This window comes from Azospirillum sp. UFLA03-27 (assembly GCF_059803775.1).
This window is the reverse complement of record NZ_JAUQTX010000019.1, coordinates 25,496-43,083: the sequence shown is the minus strand read 5'-3', so window position 1 is coordinate 43,083 and position 17,588 is coordinate 25,496. Positions and strand designations below refer to the sequence as shown.

Genomic DNA, 17,588 nt, shown 5'->3' with positions numbered 1-17,588 from the left:
GTTATAGTCTCGTGGGCTCGGAGATGTGTATAAGAGACAGTCATCGGACTCTCCGGGGGTGGCGGACCTGAACGCTTCGGCGGCGGGCGGGGGGTGCATTGGGCCATTGCAATGGCGGAAACCGCCCCCTATTGCCCGCGCGCGGGACCATAACCGCGCCGGACGGCGCTGCAAAGCCCCTTCACAGCCCCGGTGGACGCGGGGTGCGCGTCATAAGGTTTTCGAGGGCAGGCTTGTCTTCCCGGAAAAATCGCAAAGACTGGCAATTGGTCGCGCCGGTTTCTTCACCTTGAACTTGCCGAGTCCCGGCCACGCGCACTAATGATGTGTCATATGCGCCGTGGACGGGCAACGCCGGGCGTGGTTCCAGGAGGGCTTTCGTTGTCCGATCCGATCGCCGAGTTGATGCGCGAGCCGTCCCGGACTTCGGACGAAAGGCGCCTTTACCGTCTGCAGTTCCTGGCGTCCCTGTTTCTGGTCGCGGCGGTGGTGGTGGGCTTGGGCGCCTACTTCATCTGGCAGCACCGGCTGGATTTCGAAGCCGACCTGAAGCAGACCGAAGCCCGCTACCTGGAAGTGCAGCGCCAGACCCTGCAGGAGGAGCTGGAGAACGCGCGGTCCTACCTCGCCTACATGCGGTCGCGCACCGAACCGCTGCTGCGCGCCGAACTGCGCGCCAAGGTGGACGAAGCCTACGGCATCGCCTGGACCATCTACGAGCGCGAGAAGGAGTATCTGCCCGAGGAGTCGATCCGGCAGTCGATCAAGGAGACGCTGCGGCCGCTGCGCTTCTTCGGCGGGCGCGGCTACTACTTCATCGACGACATGCAGGGCACCTGCGTGCTGCTGCCCACCGACCCGCAGCGGGAGGGCAGCTCGCTGATCGACAACCGCGACGACCAGGGGCGCCCGATCATGCGCAACCTGATCCGTGCCGTGGACGATCCGGAGATGCAGGGCTTCACCCGCTACCGCTGGTACGCGCCGGGCAACCCGCACAGCATGTCCGACAAGTTCGCCTACGTCCGCCGGTTCGAGCCGTTCAACTGGCTGATCGGCACCGGCGACTATGTCGGAGCGGTGGAGGAGAAGCTTCAGCGCGAGACGCTGGAGCGGCTGCGCGCCCGGCGCTTCGGGGATTCGGGCTTCATCGCGGTGCTGAGCGAGGATGGCGAGGTGCTGCTCTCCCCGACCTCCCCGGCGGCGGAGGGCAAGAACGCCCGCGACCTGCCCTGGGAGACCGAGCGGGATCTGGTCACCCGCCTGCTGGAGGCCGGCCGGCAGGGTGGCGGGGAGCTGCGCTTCGACTGGGTGCATCCGGTGACCGGGCGTCCGGCGCCGAAACTGTCCTACGCCTCGGCGCCGGACGTCTGGGGGTGGGTGCTGGTCGCCGGCTTCTACACCGATGACATCGATTCCGTGCTGGCGCAGCGGCGGGCCGAGATCAGCGCCGGCATGAAGAAGCGCATTCTGACCACCGTGGCGGTTCTGGCGCTGGCGCTGGGCGCCTCGGCCTGGGTGTCCTGGCTGGTCACCGGCTGGGTCCGCCGCATCGTCCGCGGCTACCAGTCCAACATGCGGGAGAGCGACAGCATGCTGCGCGAGCGGGCGCGGCAGCTCTACCTCGCCAACTTCTTCGTGGACCATGTGTCCGAGATTGTCGTGCTGGCGGATGCGGAGCTGCGCATCGCCTACGTCAACCCCTTCGGCTGCGCCGCGCTGGGCGCCCCGCTCGCCGGGCTGGCCGGTGGCCACGCCGACCTGCTGGAGCGTTTCCGCGACGAGGCGTCCGAGGCGTCGGCCCATTACGAGACGCTCTACCGCACCCGCGACGGGCGCGCGCTGGAGCTGGAGGTGACGGCCAGCCGCGTCACCTACGACGGCGACGCCTACTACTGCGCCATCGCCCGCGACATCTCGGAGCGCAAGCGCGCGGAGTGGGAGCTGCGGCTGTCCGCCAAGGTGTTCGACAACGCCGCCGAAGGCATGGTCGTCACCAACGAGAAGAACCGCATCGTCGCGGTCAACGACGCCTTCTGCCGCATCACCGGCTACAGCCGCGAGGAGGTGATCGGCGGCGATCCGGCCATGCTCGCCTCGGGCCGTCAGGACGGCGCCTTCTACGCCGAGATGTGGGTGAAGCTGAAGGAGGAGGGCCACTGGTCCGGCGAGATCTGGAACAAGCGCAAGTCCGGCGAGGTCTATCCGGAGTGGCTCAGCATCCAGATGGTGCGCAACGAGGCGGGGGAGGCCGTCAACTACATCGCCGCCTTCTCCGACATCACCGAGAAGCGCGCTCAGGAGGAGCGCATCCGGCATCTGGCGCAGTACGACTTCCTGACCGACCTGCCCAACCGCTTCCTGCTGCGCGACCGGCTGGAACGCGCCATGCTCGCCGCCGACCGGCACGGCACGAAGGTGGGGCTGCTGTTCGTCGATCTCGACCGCTTCAAGACCATCAACGACAGCCTGGGGCACGGCGTCGGCGACCGGCTGCTGCGCGCGGTGGGGGCGCGGCTGCTGGAGACGGTGCGGGCCAGCGACACCGTCAGCCGCCAGGGCGGCGACGAGTTCGTCATCCTCGTCAACGACCTGGACGGTCCCGACGCGGCCTGCTCGGTGGCCCGCAAGGTGCTGCGGGCGATGACCGAATCCTTCCCGGTGGACGGGCACGAGTTGCAGATCTCCCCGTCCATCGGCATCGCGCTCTACCCCGACGACGCGACGACCATCGACGCGCTTCTGAAATGCGCGGACATGGCGATGTACGCCGCCAAGGAGGCGGGGCGCGCCAACCACCAGTTCTTCACGCCAGAGTTGAACAAGCGGGCGTCGGAGCGGATGTGGTTGGAAAGCAACCTGCGCCACGCCCTGGCCGACAACGAGCTGGAGCTGCATTTCCAGCCGCAGTTCGCGGTGGACGGCCGCCGCCTCGTCGGGGCGGAGGGCCTGCTGCGCTGGCGCCGCCGCGACGGCACGATGATCCCGCCCGGCCAGTTCATTCCGGTGGCCGAGGATACCGGCCTGATCCAGCCGATCGGCGACTGGGTGCTGGGCGAGGCCTGCCGCCGCGCCGCCGACCTGCTCGCCCGCGGCCATCCGCTTCTCATCGCCATCAATCTATCGGCGGTGCAGCTTCGCCGTCCCGGTCTGGCCGACCGCGTGGCCTTCTGGCTGGACGCCTACAAGGTGCCGGCCCGCTGCCTGGAGCTGGAGGTGACGGAAAGCGTCCTGATGGACGAGTCCGATATGGTGACAGGCACCTTTGCCCGGCTGCGCGAGATGGGGGTGGCGTTGGCCATCGACGATTTCGGCACCGGCTATTCCAGCCTCAGCTACCTGAAGCGCTTCCGCGTCGACAAGCTGAAGATCGACCGCTCCTTCGTGACCAGCCTGACCGACGGCTCCGACGGTGGGGCCATCGCCGAGGCGATCATCGGCATGGCGCGCTCGCTGCGCATGCAGACCCTGGCCGAGGGGGTGGAGACGGAGGAGCAGTTCGGCGGCCTCGCCCGGCTGGGCTGCGACCAGATCCAGGGCTATCTGCTGGGCCGCCCCATGCCCTACGACGATTTCGTGGCCTTCATCGCCCGTCACGCCGCACCTGAAACGATCGGGGTGGTCGGCTGACGGGCGATGCGCCGCGAAGGCGGTCCTACGCCCCCAGCACGCTGCGGTCGTTCTTGGCGACCAGCGCCTGGAAGTAGGGGCCGAGCTTGGCATCGTCGAGACCGAAGGCCTGCTGGAAGCGCGCGATCAGGTCACGCTCGCCCTGTTCGGCCTCGCCGTCGGCCATGGCGCTGTCGAGCATGTTCAGCAGGATGCACAGCCGCTGCTGCTCGTTCAGGTTCGGCGTGGCGGCGGCCAGGAAGGCGTCGGGCGGGGTGCTGCGCGCGTATTTGAAGCAGCGGTCCAGCTCCTCCCGCGTGGCGCTGCGGCCCATCACGGACAGCAGGTGGCCGACCTCCTCCGGGTCCATCTCCCCGTCCGAACCCATGCAGTAGATCAGCGAGACGACCAACGCCCGGCGAGGGGTGAGATCCAGCGGCGCCGATCCCTTGAACATGTCGAAAAGGCCCATGGTGCTACCTCTATGGTGACGAACGCCGCACATATGGGGGCGCCGATCCAGGCGACAAGATGGGACTGCGGGACAGGGTTGCGGCTACATCAACCCTTGGGCTTTGAAGCTGACATGTTTGCCCTTGCCGACGATGATGTGGTCGTGGACCGCGATGCCCAGGCTGTGGGCGGCGCGCAGGATCTCCTTCGTCATCTCGATGTCGGCGCGGCTGGGGGTGGGGTCGCCGGAGGGGTGGTTGTGCACCAGGATGATGGCGCTGGCCGACAGCTCCAGCGCGCGCCGCACCACCTCGCGCGGGTAGACCGGGGTGTGGTCGACCGTGCCGGTCTGCTGCACCTCGTCGGCGATCAGCTTGTTCTTGCGGTCGAGGAAGAGAAGGCGAAACTGCTCCATCGGCTGGTGGGCCATGGCGGCGGTGCAGTAGTCCAGCAGCGACTGCCAGTTGGCCAGCACGGGCCGGTCCATCACCCGCTGCCGCATTCCGCGCAGCGCTGCCGCCCCGACCGCCCGCAGCGTCGCGACGGCCTTGTCGGAGGCCAGCGAGACCTCTCCCACGCAGTAGCCGCGCAGGCGGGGCGGCGGGGCGTTGACGACGCTCCAGATGTCGCCGAAATCGCGGATCAGCGCCTTGGCCAGCGGCTTCACGTCGCGGCGCGGGTTGACCGCGAAGAGGATCATTTCCAGCAGCTCGTAATCCTGGAGCGCGTCCGGCCCGCCATCGAGGAAGCGGGTGTAGAGACGCTGGCGGTGGCCCTTGTGATGGGCCTCGTGATGGGCCTCTTCCACGGAGACGTCAGGGGGCGGCTCCAGCCCGGGAAGCCCTTGAGCCTCCTCCGCCTCCCCCGACCGCTTCGCGCTCTTCCGTCCCGCCATCCCGACGCCACCATACGAGTGTGTGCGTCGGGACTATACCTCTTCCGCGCGAAAATCACATCCGCGGGAATGTCATACGGCGGCGGTCGCTTCCTCGGCCGGGACGGCGTAGGGGGGCTTGTGGAAGCCGGCGGGGGACAGGGTGAAGATCTCGCAGCCGTCCTTGGTCACGCCGATGGAATGCTCGAACTGGGCGGACAGCGACTTGTCCTTGGTCACCGCGGTCCAGCCGTCGCCGAGGATCTTCACGTCGTAGCGGCCGGCGTTGATCATCGGCTCGATGGTGAAGATCATGCCCTCGCGCAGGACGGCGCCGGTGCCGGGGTTGCCGAAATGCAGGACCGACGGCGGCTCGTGGAAGACGCGGCCCAGCCCGTGGCCGCAGAAGTCGCGGACGACCGAGTAGCGGTGGCCTTCCGCGAAGGTCTGGATGGCGTGGCCGACATCGCCCAGCGTGGCGCCCGGCTTCACCTGGGCAATGCCGATCATCAGCGCGTCGTAGGTGACGTCCACCAGTTTCTTCGCCTTCACGCCGACGTCGCCGCACAGATACATGCGGCTGCTGTCGCCGTACCAGCCGTCGAGGATCGGGGTGACGTCGATGTTCAGTATGTCGCCGTTCTGCAGCCGCTTGTCGCCGGGAATGCCGTGGCAGACGACATGGTTGACGGAGATGCAGTTGGCCTTCGGAAAGCCGCGGTAGCCGAGCGGGGCCGGGACGCCGCCATGGTCGCGGATGTGCTGTTCCAGCAGCCGGTCCAGCTCGCCGGTGGTGACGCCCGGCTGGACGTAGGGCGTGATGAAATCGAGCGTGGCCGCGGCCAGCCGTCCGGCCTTGCGCATGCCCTCGAAATCCTCCGGCCCATGAATCCGGATGCGATGGGAATCGAGGTCGTCGTGGTCCAAGAGAATCGTCCCCTACAGATCAGGTCCCAAGAAAACGCGCCGGCAGTCCCGGCGGTGAACAGAAAGCGCGGTCAATCCGTGCGGATCGGCCCAAGCAGGATCGGCAAAGGCCGTTCCAGCGTGATCGACTCCGGGGTGATCCTACAGGACCAGCACACGGCTTCCACCCCCGATTCGAGCGCGAGGCGCAATCCGGCGGCGTAGGCGGGGTCGATGTCGGCGGCGACTCGGAAGTAAGCGCAGTCGGCGCGCTGCACAAGGTAGACCATGACCGCCCGCGCGCCCTGGCGGACCATCTCGGCCATCTCCACCAGATGCTTGGCCCCGCGGGCGGTCACGCAGTCGGGGAACTCGGCGGCCCGCCCGTCGCCCTGCGCGGGGCGGCGCAGATGGACGTTCTTCACCTCGACATAGGCCGGCGGGCGGGCCTCGTCCTCCAGCAAGATGTCGATGCGGGAGTTGCGGCCGTACTTCACCTCGCGGCGCAGCCGGGCATAGCCGGCCAGTTCCGGGATGGTGCCGGCGGCGATGGCGGCGGCGACCAGCCCGTTGGGATGCGACGTGTTGACGCCGACGAGGCAGGGGGCGTCCGGATCGTCCAGCGCCTCGACCAACTCCAGCGTATGGGCGAGCTTGCGCTTGGGGTTGTCCGACCGTGACAGCCAGACGGCGGAGCCGGGGGCGTCCACCCCGATCATGCTGCCCGAGTTCGGCACATGGGCGGTGACCAGGGCGCCGTCGAGCTCCACGTCGGCGAGAAACCGCTTGTAGCGGCGGACGAGGCGGCCTTGCAGGAGGGGGGTGGGGAAGCGCATCTTGGGCCCCAGGTTAAAGCGCGCCCCCGCCATCCGGCAAGCCCGCCGGTCCCGCCATCCCCGCCTCAACCGAGAACGGAACCGACTCCGCATGTCCACGTCCCCTGCCTCGCCGAACCCGACCGCCGCCGTCCTCGTTATCGGCAACGAGATCCTGTCGGGCCGCACCAAGGACGCCAACCTGCCGCACATCGCGGAGAAGCTGGCCGGCATCGGCGTCCGTCTGCGCGAAGCACGCGTCGTCCCGGACGTGGAGGAGGAGATCATCGCAGCTCTGGACGCCCTGCGCGGCCGCTACGGCTACGTCTTCACCACGGGCGGCATCGGGCCGACCCACGACGACATCACCTCGGCCTGCGTCGCCAAGGCCTTCGGTGTGCCGCTGGAGCGCAACGCCGAGGCCGTGGCCCGGCTGGAGCGCCATTACGGCGACCCGTCGAAGCTGAACGAGGCGCGGCTGCGCATGGCGAACATCCCGGCGGGGGCGTCGTTGATCGACAACCCGATCAGCGCCGCGCCGGGCTTCCGCATCGGCAACGTCTTCGTCATGGCCGGCGTGCCCAACATCATGCAGGCGATGCTCGACGGCGTCCTGCCGCAGCTGGAGGGCGGGCCGGACCTGCACGCCCGCACGGTGGCCTGCGAACTGGCCGAGGGGCAGATCGCCGCGGACCTCGGCGCCTTGCAGGATCGCTACGCCGACCTGGAGATCGGCAGCTATCCCTATTTCCGCAACGGCTTCTTCGGCGTCAGCCTCGTGCTGCGCGGCACCGACGAGACCCGCGTGGTGGCGGCCACGGAGGAGTTGGCGGGCATCGTCCTGCGCTTGGGCGGTACGCCGAACGTCACGGTGGGGACCAAAGGCTAGAGATCCCCCTACGACGCCAAGCCGTCCTTGGTCATATTGTCGCCGCTGTGGGTAATTCTATGTTGAGGGTTGTGAAGTGACGGTCATGAAAAGTCGTGCCATGAAACCCTTCGAAAAAGCGGCGATCCTGTTCTTGCTGAAACATCTGGCATCCGGCGTGGCCGGGGCTGTTGTCTTGGCGACGGGCCTTCTGATTCTCGACGTCGCCAATCTGGCGACTCTGATGGGAAACAGCGATCATGGTATTATTGCCGCGATCATGCTGTATGCCAGCCTCATCCTCACCTTCGGCAGCGTGGCGATGGGCATCGGTATCATGACCCTGAACGAGGACACGCGGCCCTGACCGGCGCCAGGCGACGGCGGCCTGGATCCGGGGCCGTTCAGAACGGCCCGAAGCTGTCGTATGCCCAGACCAGCACCACGATGGCGGCGACCCAGATCGCCGCGTAGGGCAGCCAAGTGTTGCGGTTGCGCCGCAGGGCCGCCGGGACGACCAGCACGGCGACCATCAGCACGCTCACCACAGCCAACCAGTTGATCGATTCCAAACTCATCTCCCTTGAACGCCAGGGTTGCGGGGATTTTTGCGTGTCCGGCGCTTTAAACGCGCTCAATCCTTGACCAAACGCCCGCTGATTGTCTAAGTCAATCCAGCGGAACGGTGAGCTGCATACAATGATATGCAACTCCGGCGGGCGGGGGCAACCCGTTCTCCGAGCCGGTCCGCGACGGTGCGCGGGCGTGGCGGAATCGGTAGACGCAAAGGACTTAAAATCCTTCGCCAACGGCATGCGGGTTCGAGTCCCGCCGCCCGCACCACAAATCCAACGATGACGATGTTCGGGATCTCGCGCCCAAGGGCGCGGGTCCAACCGGTGGCAGACTGGTGGCTGGCCCGCGTCAGGTTCCCGTGAGCCTTGCTGTTCTTCATGGGTATTGTAGAGGCGGCATTCGGAACTTCAAAAATTACAAGAAAATGTGAATCGTGGTTGCGGGAAGGCGAAATATAACGGTCATCAGGCGTTCATCAGTTTCTGTGATTTCAAGTGCATCGCCCTGCCTCTCTGAAATCGTTTTTGATATTCACTCGCAATTGCGACGACTGGTTTGTTGCCGTGCGGAGAATTTGTTTGATCGACTGCCGTCCAGCCGGTTGCCAAGGCTCCACAAATGGGGCATGGTCATTCCAGAAACGTCGCTAATCGACAAACGAACCGCAGGAGGCAGGACGTGAAGGGCGATCCGCAGGTCATCACCCATTTGAACAAGATCCTGACCAACGAGCTGACGGCGATCAACCAGTACTTCCTGCATGCCCGTATGCTGAAGAACTGGGGCCTGAAGCGCATTGCGCACAAGATCTACGAAGAATCCATCGACGAGATGAAGCACGCCGACAAGATGATCGAGCGCATCCTGTTCCTGGAAGGTCTCCCCAACCTTCAGGATCTGGGCAAGCTGATGATCGGTGAGGATGTGCCGGAAATGCTCGGCAACGATCTGAAGGTGGAACACAAGGCCCGCACCGATCTGATCGACGCCATCACCCTGTGCGAGCAGGTTCGCGACTACGAGACCCGCGCGCAGCTCACCGAACTGCTCGACGATACCGAAGAGCACATCGACTGGATCGAGACCCAGCTCGATCTGATCCAGCGCGTGGGCATCGTCGCCTACCAGCAGGAGCAGATTTACGGCGAGAGCTGATCAGCTCGAAGCCGCTCGGGGCCGGTCGGAGGGGGCGTGGCTGCAGGCTGCGCGCCCCTCGGCGTGCCCCCCCTTTTGCGCAGGGCCATGGCGCCGGTCCGGCAACGCCTTGTTAACCATGTTCTCGTAGCTTGCCGGTTTCCGCTTCTGTTTGTACGGGAACCGCCATCATGCTCCCAAACACGTCCTTGCAGGTTGACGATCTGACACCGGAGGAGACCGCCGCCGTTGCGCACGCCTATCTGGCGGCGCTGGATGAGAGCGATCTGGATCAGGGCGATCATGAAAGCGCCTTCGACCGGGCGCTGGAGACGCTGCGCGGTTGCCGTCCCAGCCTGCCGCTGAACGTCGCCGCGGCGGAGCTGGAATTGCTGCTGGCCTCCCTCCCGGCCGCCGTCTCCACCGCGCAGGAGCCCGCCCTGGCGTAAGGCGCGCCCGGCCGTTTTCTCTTCGGCTTACAATGAAGGCCCGCTTCGGTTTTCCGGGGCGGGCCTTTTCACTGTCCGGGTCGGCGGCCCCAACGCGCCGGTCACAGCCCCGTCATTCACAGCCCGGTCTGCGGCTTGCCGGTGTCGGCCGTCTTGGTCACGCCGGGGTCGATGAGGGGCTGCAGCGCCGGGGCGATGCTCTTCAGCAGCTGGGCGGGCAGGGCGCTGGTGAAGCGGTAGTTGTCGGCCTCCGGCCCATGGACGAAGGCGGTCATGGTGCCGAAGAAGCGGTCGCCGATGTAGAAGGCGAAGGTCGCCGTCCGGTTCACCGCCCGCGATTCGATCAGGTGTCCGCCGGGGCCGTAGCGATCCAGCCGGTGGTCGCCCGTGCCGGTCTTGCCGCCGATCGGGATGACCGCGCCCGAGGAGTCCTTAAAGGAGCCCCAGACGCGCTTGGCCGTGCCGTTCTGCGCCACGTCCATCAGCGCCTTGCGCAGGGTGGCCGCGACCTCCGCCTTCATCACGCGCTGGCCGCGCAGCTCGCCCAGCCCGACGACGGCCTCGTAGGGCGTGCCGGCGGCGAAATGCAGCTTGCGCACGCGCACGGTCGGCTGGCGCACCCCGTCGTTCTGGATGATGCCAACCAGCTCGGCGAGGGCCGCCGGGCGGTCGGCGGAGCTGCCGATGGCCGTGGCGAAGGACGGCACGAGCGTTTCGAAGGGGTAGCCCAGCTTGCGCCACTGCTCGGTGATGCGCTGGAACGCCTCCTCCTCCAGCCCGATGCGGATGCGGGTGTTCTGGGCCGACTGCCCCTTCTTGAACAGCCAGCGGTAGCTTTCCTGGCGCTCCTGCACGCTGGCCTCCAGCACCTCCTGCCGCTTGGCGTCGGGGCGCTTCTGCAGGTAGGAGACCAGCCACAGCTCCAGCGGATGGACGCGCGCCAGATAGCCGAGGTCGTTCAGCGGGAACTTGTCCGGCCCGTACTTGCCGTAGAGCGACGCGATGTCGCCGTCGTCCAGCTTGGCGTCGGGCAGGCGGGCGCGCAGGAAGGCGCCGAACTCCTTCACCCCGGCCTGCGGGCGCACGGTGCGGAAGATGACCGACAGGCGGTGCGGCATCGGCCGCGACCGGGCGGCCAGCATGTTCAGCATCGCGTCCGGCGTGTGCTTCCGGTAGCTGTTGTAGAAGCGGTTCAGGAAGTCGCTGCCTTCCTTGTCGGCGAAGCGGGCGAGATAGGCTTGGCGGGCGGGGTGGTCGGGGTTGTGCAGGATGTCGGTGCTGTCGTCGCCGCCTTCGGACAGATAGAACTGCACGACGTCGCGCATCATGCGGATGAAGGGCAGGTTGACCGAATTGCGCAGCGACTCGGTCACGCTCAGGATGCTGCCGTTGTCCCTGGCGTTGAAGTTCACGAAGCTGTGCAGCCCGCCGCCGGTGAAGAAGGCCTCGCCGGGGTTCGCCGAATAGCGGCGCTCCATGGCGGCGTCGAGCATGGCGCTCAATCCGCGGTTGCTGGAGGTCGACAGCCAGTTGGCGGCCCAGCGCGTCAGGTTGTCGGACGCCTCCTCCTCCACGTCGGCGAGGAAGTCCTTGGGCAGGTGGGCGTAGCGGGTGTGCAGCTCCGCCACGATTTCCAGATAGGTCGCCAGCGTGCGCAGCTTCGCCGTGGAGCCGAGGTCGAGCTTGGCGCCCTCGTTGATGTCCAGCGGCTGGTCGAGGTTGTCGGCCTGGACGCGCAGGTAGTTGGCGTCCGGCCCGCGTTCGTAGAGCGTGACCGAGTAGATGATCTTGGACAGGTCGCTGCCCTTGGTGTCGAGCAGCCGTTCGCCGGTCAGCCCCATCTGCGCGGCGAAGGCCGGGTCGCCCAGCTTCGCCAGAACCTCCACCACGCGCTGCTGCGCCGGAGCGTCGAGCGTCGATTCGGCGGTCAGGTCGATGCGGTCGAGCTGGTAGAGGCTGGACACGCCGAGCATGGAGAGAAGCCGGGCGCGGATGGCGTTGGGGGCCTTCTGCTCCACGAAATTGGCGGTCTGGGCCTGCGGCGGGTCCTCGCGGAACTTCAGCGTCAGGCCGAGCGCGGCGTCGCGCAGCGTGGTGTCGATCACGCCCGCGCCGTGCAGCACGCGCAGGTGGCTGTCGGCCAGCCGCTCCAGCGCCTGCCGGTCCTGGATCAAGTAATAGGAGGGGCGGCGCTGGGCGAGCAGAAGGCTCAGCACCTGCTTGTAGGCCAGCGCCTTCAATTGCAGGGCGCGGGCGTCGGCGGGTTCCTCCGACAGCACCTTCTCGGCGATGGCGAGGTCGGTGCCGAACCAGGCCCACAGCCCGTCGCCCAGCCCGTTCACCTCGCCGAAGCCGGGGCGTCCGGTCAGCGGGGTGGAGTTCAGATAGTCGATCAGGATGCGGCGGCGGTGGGCGCCGGTGTCCTCGCCGTCCAGATAGGCGCGGGTGCTGGCCGAGATCATCTGGCGCAGCTTCTCCGTGGCGCCGTTGGTCTGGCCGTCGGGAGAGTGGCGGTACTTCTCGATCTGCGTCGCCAGGGTCGAGCCGCCGGGGGAGCGCTGGCCGGGCTTGACCCACTGCACCGGCAGCATCGCCACGGCGCCGGCGAAGCGGTCCCACTCCACGGCGGGGTTGCGGCGCGGCTCGTCGGTGTTCAGCAGCTCGCGGTTCTCGATGAACAGCAGCGTGGCGGCGACCAGCGGCGGCACGTCCTCGAACTTGGCGAAGACCCGCTCCGGGTAGCGGGCGGAGAACAGCGCGGTGCCGTTGCGGTCCAGCAGGGTCAGGCCGGCGCGCGTCTTCTCGTGGTAGATCGGGAAGCCGCCGGCGGCCATGAACTGGTCGAGCGTCGGCGACAGATGCGCCTGCATCTCCACCGCGTACATATCCGAGGTCAGCGAGCGCAGATAGCCTGGCAGCCCGACATAGCCCATCCGCTCGTTGTAGGGACCCTGGGTGGGGTGGCGCGCGGCGGGATTCGGCCCCTCGCTCAGCGTGTAGGTCATGTCCTTGGCGTAACCGGCGAGCAGGCGGGCCTGCAACCGTGACGTGCGCATTTCCTCCTGCGCCAGAAGGGCGCCGCCGCCCAGCGTCGCCGCCAGCGTCACACCCCAGATCGCGCGTCGCACCCACAACCGTGTCATGTCCGGCTCCAGCCATGACCGCGGGCGACGCCCGCGAATTGGTTAAAATGCTCGGCAAACTGGCCGAACGATATGGCCGGAATGTAGAGGCGCCTTGGTTAACAACCGGTGTAATCCCTCGCCCTTCGAGTGTGCGAGTCCGCCCCGAAATCGGTGTAACTCAAAATCGTAGCGGACCGTTGCGTCGGTGCCACGAATGCGCCCAGCGGTTGTGTGGTTAAGCGGCGTGACCGTGTGCCGCCACGAAATCCGTTAACGCCGCGCGCAGGCGGGCGACCACGCCGGACCAGTCGCCGGAACGGTCCTGGCCGAACACGCGCATGGTCGGGTACCAGGGGTTGGCCTCCCGGTTGCCCAGCCAGCGCCAGCAGGCGTCGGCGCGCGACAGGGTCCAGGTGGGCCGCCCCAGCCCGCCCGCGAGGTGGCAGACGGAGGTGTCCACCGTGATGACGAGGTCCAGCGTCTCGGCCAGCGCCGCGGTGTCGGCGAAGTCGCGGACGCCGCTCATGGGGTCGGCGATGTCCATGCCCGCCGGGGCCTCGGCCAGCTGCGCCGCGCCCGGCCCCATCTGGAGGCTGACGAAGCGCGCCCCCGGCACCTCGGCCAGGGGAGCCAGGGCGGCGAGTGGCAGGCTGCGCCGCCGGTCGATCGGGCTCGCCACCCCGCGCACCGTGCGCGGCGACCCGGCCCAGACCAGCCCGACGCGCACACGCCCATCCTTCACCGGAAGGCGCTCGCGCCACGCCGCGACGTCGGCGGGATCGGCGCGCAGATAGGGCACCGTGGCCGGGACGCTGTCCAGATCCGTTCCGAAGGCGCGGGGCAGGCTCATCATCGGGATGTGCAGGTCGAAGGCGGGAAGCTCTCCGCCCCAGGCGACGGCGGCGGACACGCCGTCCACCCGCTCCATCAGCCGGACCAGCGCGGGGGAGCAGCCGACCACCACCCGCGCTCCGCGTGCGGCCAGCAGCGGCGCGTAGCGGACGAACTGCAAGGTGTCGCCGAGTCCCTGTTCGGCGTAGAGCAGGATGGTCCGACCCGCCACATCCTCCGCCCCCGTCCATTGCGGCTGAGGAAAGCTGCGGTGCACGGGGTCGAGCTGCCGGGTTTCCCACCGCCACTCGAACTCCTCCCAGCCTTCCTTGAACTGGCCGGAGGCGAGCAGGGCGGCGGCGAGCGCCAGATGGGCCTCGGCGTCGGCGGGGGCGAGGCGGATGGCCTCCCGCCCGGCGGCGACGGCCTCATCGCGGCGGCCTTCGTGCAGCAGAAGGGACAGGCGGTTGCGGTGGAACGCGGCGCGGTCCGGGGCGATGCGCGCCGCCCGCTCGCACTGGCGCAGCGCCTCCGCGACGCGGATGGTCTGCTCCAGCAGCGGCGCCATGTTGCCGTAGGCGTCGGCGTTGCTAGGGTCCAGCGCCACGGCCCGACGCCCGGCCCGTTCCGCCTCGTCGAAACGGCCCAGCGTGACCAGGAGATGGACGAGGTTGGTCTGCGCCTCGGCCAGGGTGGGATCGAGGCGCAGCGCCGCGTCCAGCGCCTCCACGGCGCCCTCCGGGTCGCCCGTCTGGGCCAGCGCGGCGCCGAGCATGCGGTGCGCCTCGGCGCGCTGCGGGGCGAGGGTGCGTGCCTTGCGGAAGGCGTCGGTGGCGCTTGCCCAGTCGGCGACGGCGTAGAGCAGCAGGCCGGCCCGCTCGAAGGCTTCGGCCAGCGGTTCACTGTCGGTGGCGGCGCTGGCCGTCAGGGCGCGGGTCAGGGCGCGGTGGGCGGCGGGACCGTTGCCGGCCTCGATCAGGGCGCCGCCCAGGGCGAACCAGTCGCCGGCGCCATCGGGTTGCAGGGCAAGGACGCTGCGGAAGGCGGCGGCGGCCTGCGCCGCCCCGTCCGGCGTGCCCAGCGCCATCAGCGCCTTGCCGAGGTTGCCGTGGATGTCGGCGGCGAGCGGCAGGAGGGCCGCCGCCTTGCCGATCATCGCCACCCCGTCCGCCACCGCGCCGGTCTGGGCCGCCAGCAGCCCGGCGAAATGCAGGGCGTGGGGGTTGTCCGGGTCCACCTCCAGGATGCGGCCGTAGAGCAGCCGCGCCTCCTCCAGCCGCCCGGACAGATGATGGTCGAGCGCGAGGTTCAGGGCTTCGGCGACGGTGGCCATGGGCGGGGCCTTCTGTGGTGGGGAGCTATGCCCCCAGCAGTTCCTTCGCCTTGGCGGCGAGGTCGGCCAGCGGGACTTCGACCTGCTCGCCCTTCACCAGATGCTTCAGCGTCGCCGTGCCGCGCGCCTTCTCGTCGGAGCCCATCAGGACGACCAGCGGGATGCCCGCCTTGTCGGCGTATTTCATCTGCTTGGCGAGCTTGCCGCCGTCGAGCTGGATTTCCGTGTTGATGCCCGCCGCCCGCAACGCCGTCGCGAGGCCGTAATAGTCGGCCGACAGGGCCGGGTCCATCTGCGTCACCAGGACCTGGGCGGTGGCGCCGCCGTCCTTGATGATGCCGGCTTCCATCAACTGGTAGAACAGCCGCGTCGCGCCGATGGAGATGCCCACACCCGGCAGCTTCGACTTGGTGTAGTGGCTGGCGAGGTTGTCGTAGCGCCCGCCGGAGCAGACGCTGCCGATTCCCGGGTGGTCGTTCAGGAAGGTCTCGTAGACCGTGCCGGTGTAGTAGTCGAGTCCGCGCGCGATGGCGAGGTTGATGCGCACCACGCCGTCCGGCACCTGGAGAGCCTTCAGCCCCTGGATGACGGTGGTCAGCTCCGCGACACCCTGGACGAAGGTCTCGTTCTCGATGCCCAGCGCGCCCAGCGCGGCGAGCGTCTCCTCGTTCGTGCCCTTGGCATCGATCAGGGACAGGATCTTATCCGCGGCGTCGGCGGCCATGCCGAGGCCGGTCAGGCTGTCGCGCACCTTGTCGCGGCCGATCTTGTCCAGCTTGTCGATCTCGCGCAGGACCAGGACGCGCTTCTCCGCGTCGTCCACGCCCAGCCCGTCAAGCAGGCCGAGCAGGACCTTGCGGTTGTTCACGTTGATGGTGAAGCCGCCGAAGTCCAGCTCGCGGAAGACGTGGTAGATGACCGCCGGGATCTCCGCGTCATAGTGCGCGGACAGGCTGTCCTTGCCGATCACGTCGATGTCGCACTGGTAGAATTCGCGGAAGCGCCCGCGTTGCGCCCGCTCCCCGCGGTAGACGCGCTGGATCTGGTAGCGGCGGAAGGGGAAGGCGAGGTCGCGCTCATGCTCCGCCACGTAGCGGGCGAGCGGCACCGTCAGGTCGAAGCGCAGCGCGATGTCCGGCTTGTTCCCCTGCTGGAGGGCGCCGGTGGACTGCACGAAATAGACCTGCTTCTCGGTCTCGCCGCCGGACTTGGTCAGCAGGGTGTCCACCGTCTCGAACACCGGGGTTTCCACCGGCACGAAGCCGAACCGCTCGTAGCCGCGGCGGATGGTGTCGAGCAGACGCTGGAAGGCCACCTGCTGGCGCGGCAGCAGTTCCATCGTTCCGGGCGGGGTGCGGGGGGTAATGAGGCTCATCGGCGCGGGTCCGGCTTCGAATGTCCCTAGGGATTCGGCTAGGGTTCTAGCGGCTTTCGCCGGTCCCGTCACCAACGCTGTGGCCGGATACCGCCCCGATACCGTTGAGCGGGGGGCCGTAAGGGGCTAGAACTCCGGCAACCCCCCATGCATCCGTGCCGGAGCCGCCATGCCCACCGACCGTCTCGTCCTCCGCCGTCCCGACGACTGGCATGTGCACCTGCGCGACGGCGCCATGCTCAAGGCGGTGCTGCCCTTCACCGCCCACCAGTTCGGCCGCGCCATCATCATGCCGAACCTGAAGCCGCCGGTGACCCGCACGGCGGACGCCGTGGCCTACCGGGAGCGCATCCTGGCCGCCCTGCCGGAGGGCCACGCCTTCACGCCGCTGATGACCGCCTACCTGACCGACGGCACCGACGCCGACGATCTGGCCCAGGGCTTCGAGGACGGTGTGTTCGCCGCCGCCAAGCTCTACCCGGCCAACGCCACCACCAACAGCGCCCACGGCGTGACCGACCTCGGCAAGATCGCCCCGGTGCTGGAGCGCATGGCGGAGATCGGCATGCCGCTGCTGATCCATGGCGAGGTGACCGACGCCCATGTCGACATCTTCGACCGCGAGGCGGTGTTCCTGGAGCGCACCCTCGGCCCGCTGCTGGAGCGCTACACGGCGCTGCGCGTGGTTCTGGAGCACGCGACCACCGCGGAGGCCGTGGCCTTCGTGCGCGAGCACGCCGCCTCGGGCCGGGTCGGGGCGACGATCACGGCGCATCACCTGCTGATCAACCGCAGCCACCTGTTCGCCGGCGGCATCCGCCCGCACCTCTACTGCCTGCCCATCGCCAAGCGCGAGACGCACCGGGTGGCGCTGGTCGAGGCGGCGACCTCGGGCGAGGGGCCGTTCTTCCTGGGCACCGACACCGCCCCGCACACGGTGACCGCGAAGGAGAGCGCCTGCGGCTGCGCCGGCTGCTTCACCGCCGCCAACGCCATGGAACTCTACGCCGAAGCCTTCGACGAGGCGGGCGCCCTGGACAAGCTGGAGGCCTTCGCCAGCCTGAACGGCCCGCGCTTCTACGGCCTGCCGGTCAACGAGGACAAGGTGGTGCTGGAGCGAACCCCCTCCACGACGCCGGACATCGTGCTGACCGCCGAGGGCGAGGCCGTGCTGCCCTTCCGCAGCGGCGAGACGACGCGCTGGACCTTTGCCGGGGCTGCCTGAGGTCGGCTCCCGAGG

General features: G+C 68.3%; 14 protein-coding genes and 1 tRNA gene. 7 read left to right on the top strand and 8 right to left on the bottom strand.

Features of this window, described 5'->3' with window-relative positions:
• The first annotated feature begins 381 nt into the window (after positions 1 to 381).
• The gene (locus tag Q4I23_RS05005) at positions 382 to 3,630 is read left to right on the top strand and encodes a bifunctional diguanylate cyclase/phosphodiesterase (protein ID WP_498525487.1); all 3,249 of its coding nucleotides are present in this window, start codon (positions 382 to 384) and stop codon (positions 3,628 to 3,630) included.
• Positions 3,631 to 3,655: 25 nt separating this feature from the next.
• On the opposite strand, the gene Q4I23_RS05000 is transcribed toward Q4I23_RS05005, so the two are convergent.
• The 4 genes from Q4I23_RS05000 to sfsA form a co-directional block, all read right to left on the bottom strand.
• Positions 3,656 to 4,081 (bottom strand): tellurite resistance TerB family protein, encoded by a 426-nt coding sequence (locus Q4I23_RS05000; protein ID WP_237904175.1) that lies wholly within the window; start codon positions 4,079 to 4,081, stop codon positions 3,656 to 3,658.
• A gap of 84 nt (positions 4,082 to 4,165) precedes the next feature.
• On the bottom strand, positions 4,166 to 4,957 hold the full coding sequence (radC, locus tag Q4I23_RS04995) for a RadC family protein (protein WP_454018900.1): 792 nt from the start codon (positions 4,955 to 4,957) through the stop codon (positions 4,166 to 4,168).
• 72 nt (positions 4,958 to 5,029) lie between these two features.
• Entirely contained in the window at positions 5,030 to 5,800 is a 771-nt protein-coding gene (gene map / locus Q4I23_RS04990) for a type I methionyl aminopeptidase (RefSeq protein WP_419468828.1), read from the bottom strand.
• 134 nt (positions 5,801 to 5,934) lie between these two features.
• Positions 5,935 to 6,678, bottom strand: coding sequence for a DNA/RNA nuclease SfsA (gene sfsA, locus Q4I23_RS04985; protein WP_454018901.1), 744 nt, complete (start codon positions 6,676 to 6,678; stop codon positions 5,935 to 5,937).
• A gap of 91 nt (positions 6,679 to 6,769) precedes the next feature.
• On the opposite strand from sfsA, the gene Q4I23_RS04980 reads away from it, so the two are divergent.
• Both Q4I23_RS04980 and Q4I23_RS04975 read left to right on the top strand, forming a co-directional pair.
• Positions 6,770 to 7,546, top strand: coding sequence for a competence/damage-inducible protein A (locus Q4I23_RS04980; RefSeq protein ID WP_454018902.1), 777 nt, complete (start codon positions 6,770 to 6,772; stop codon positions 7,544 to 7,546).
• Between the two features lie 100 nt (positions 7,547 to 7,646).
• Positions 7,647 to 7,892, top strand: a complete 246-nt coding sequence (locus Q4I23_RS04975) for a hypothetical protein (protein WP_014239528.1) — start codon at positions 7,647 to 7,649, stop codon at positions 7,890 to 7,892.
• Between the two features lie 37 nt (positions 7,893 to 7,929).
• Here the strand turns inward: Q4I23_RS04975 and Q4I23_RS04970 are convergent, their stop codons facing one another.
• Positions 7,930 to 8,097: a hypothetical protein gene (locus Q4I23_RS04970; RefSeq protein WP_498525489.1), complete on the bottom strand. Its 168-nt coding sequence runs from the start codon at positions 8,095 to 8,097 to the stop codon at positions 7,930 to 7,932.
• A gap of 187 nt (positions 8,098 to 8,284) precedes the next feature.
• Between Q4I23_RS04970 and Q4I23_RS04965 the strand changes: the two genes are divergently transcribed.
• From Q4I23_RS04965 to Q4I23_RS04955, 3 genes are all read left to right on the top strand, one after another.
• Positions 8,285 to 8,368, top strand: a tRNA-Leu gene (locus Q4I23_RS04965).
• Between the two features lie 411 nt (positions 8,369 to 8,779).
• Complete coding sequence (bfr, locus tag Q4I23_RS04960) at positions 8,780 to 9,256, top strand: bacterioferritin (RefSeq protein ID WP_035671636.1); 477 nt, start codon at positions 8,780 to 8,782, stop codon at positions 9,254 to 9,256.
• Between the two features lie 170 nt (positions 9,257 to 9,426).
• Positions 9,427 to 9,684 (top strand): hypothetical protein, encoded by a 258-nt coding sequence (locus tag Q4I23_RS04955; protein WP_498525486.1) that lies wholly within the window; start codon positions 9,427 to 9,429, stop codon positions 9,682 to 9,684.
• Positions 9,685 to 9,800: 116 nt separating this feature from the next.
• On the opposite strand, the gene Q4I23_RS04950 is transcribed toward Q4I23_RS04955, so the two are convergent.
• From Q4I23_RS04950 to hisS, 3 genes are all read right to left on the bottom strand, one after another.
• Positions 9,801 to 12,827: a transglycosylase domain-containing protein gene (locus tag Q4I23_RS04950; RefSeq protein ID WP_498525485.1), complete on the bottom strand. Its 3,027-nt coding sequence runs from the start codon at positions 12,825 to 12,827 to the stop codon at positions 9,801 to 9,803.
• A 217-nt stretch (positions 12,828 to 13,044) separates the two neighbouring features.
• Positions 13,045 to 14,973, bottom strand: a complete 1,929-nt coding sequence (locus Q4I23_RS04945; RefSeq protein ID WP_498525484.1) for a tetratricopeptide repeat protein — start codon at positions 14,971 to 14,973, stop codon at positions 13,045 to 13,047.
• Between the two features lie 25 nt (positions 14,974 to 14,998).
• Positions 14,999 to 16,348: a histidine--tRNA ligase gene (hisS, locus tag Q4I23_RS04940; RefSeq protein ID WP_454018906.1), complete on the bottom strand. Its 1,350-nt coding sequence runs from the start codon at positions 16,346 to 16,348 to the stop codon at positions 14,999 to 15,001.
• Between the two features lie 169 nt (positions 16,349 to 16,517).
• Here hisS and pyrC point away from each other — a divergent pair, with 169 nt between their 5' ends.
• On the top strand, positions 16,518 to 17,573 hold the full coding sequence (pyrC, locus tag Q4I23_RS04935) for a dihydroorotase (protein WP_498525483.1): 1,056 nt from the start codon (positions 16,518 to 16,520) through the stop codon (positions 17,571 to 17,573).
• The last annotated feature ends 15 nt before the right edge of the window (positions 17,574 to 17,588 follow it).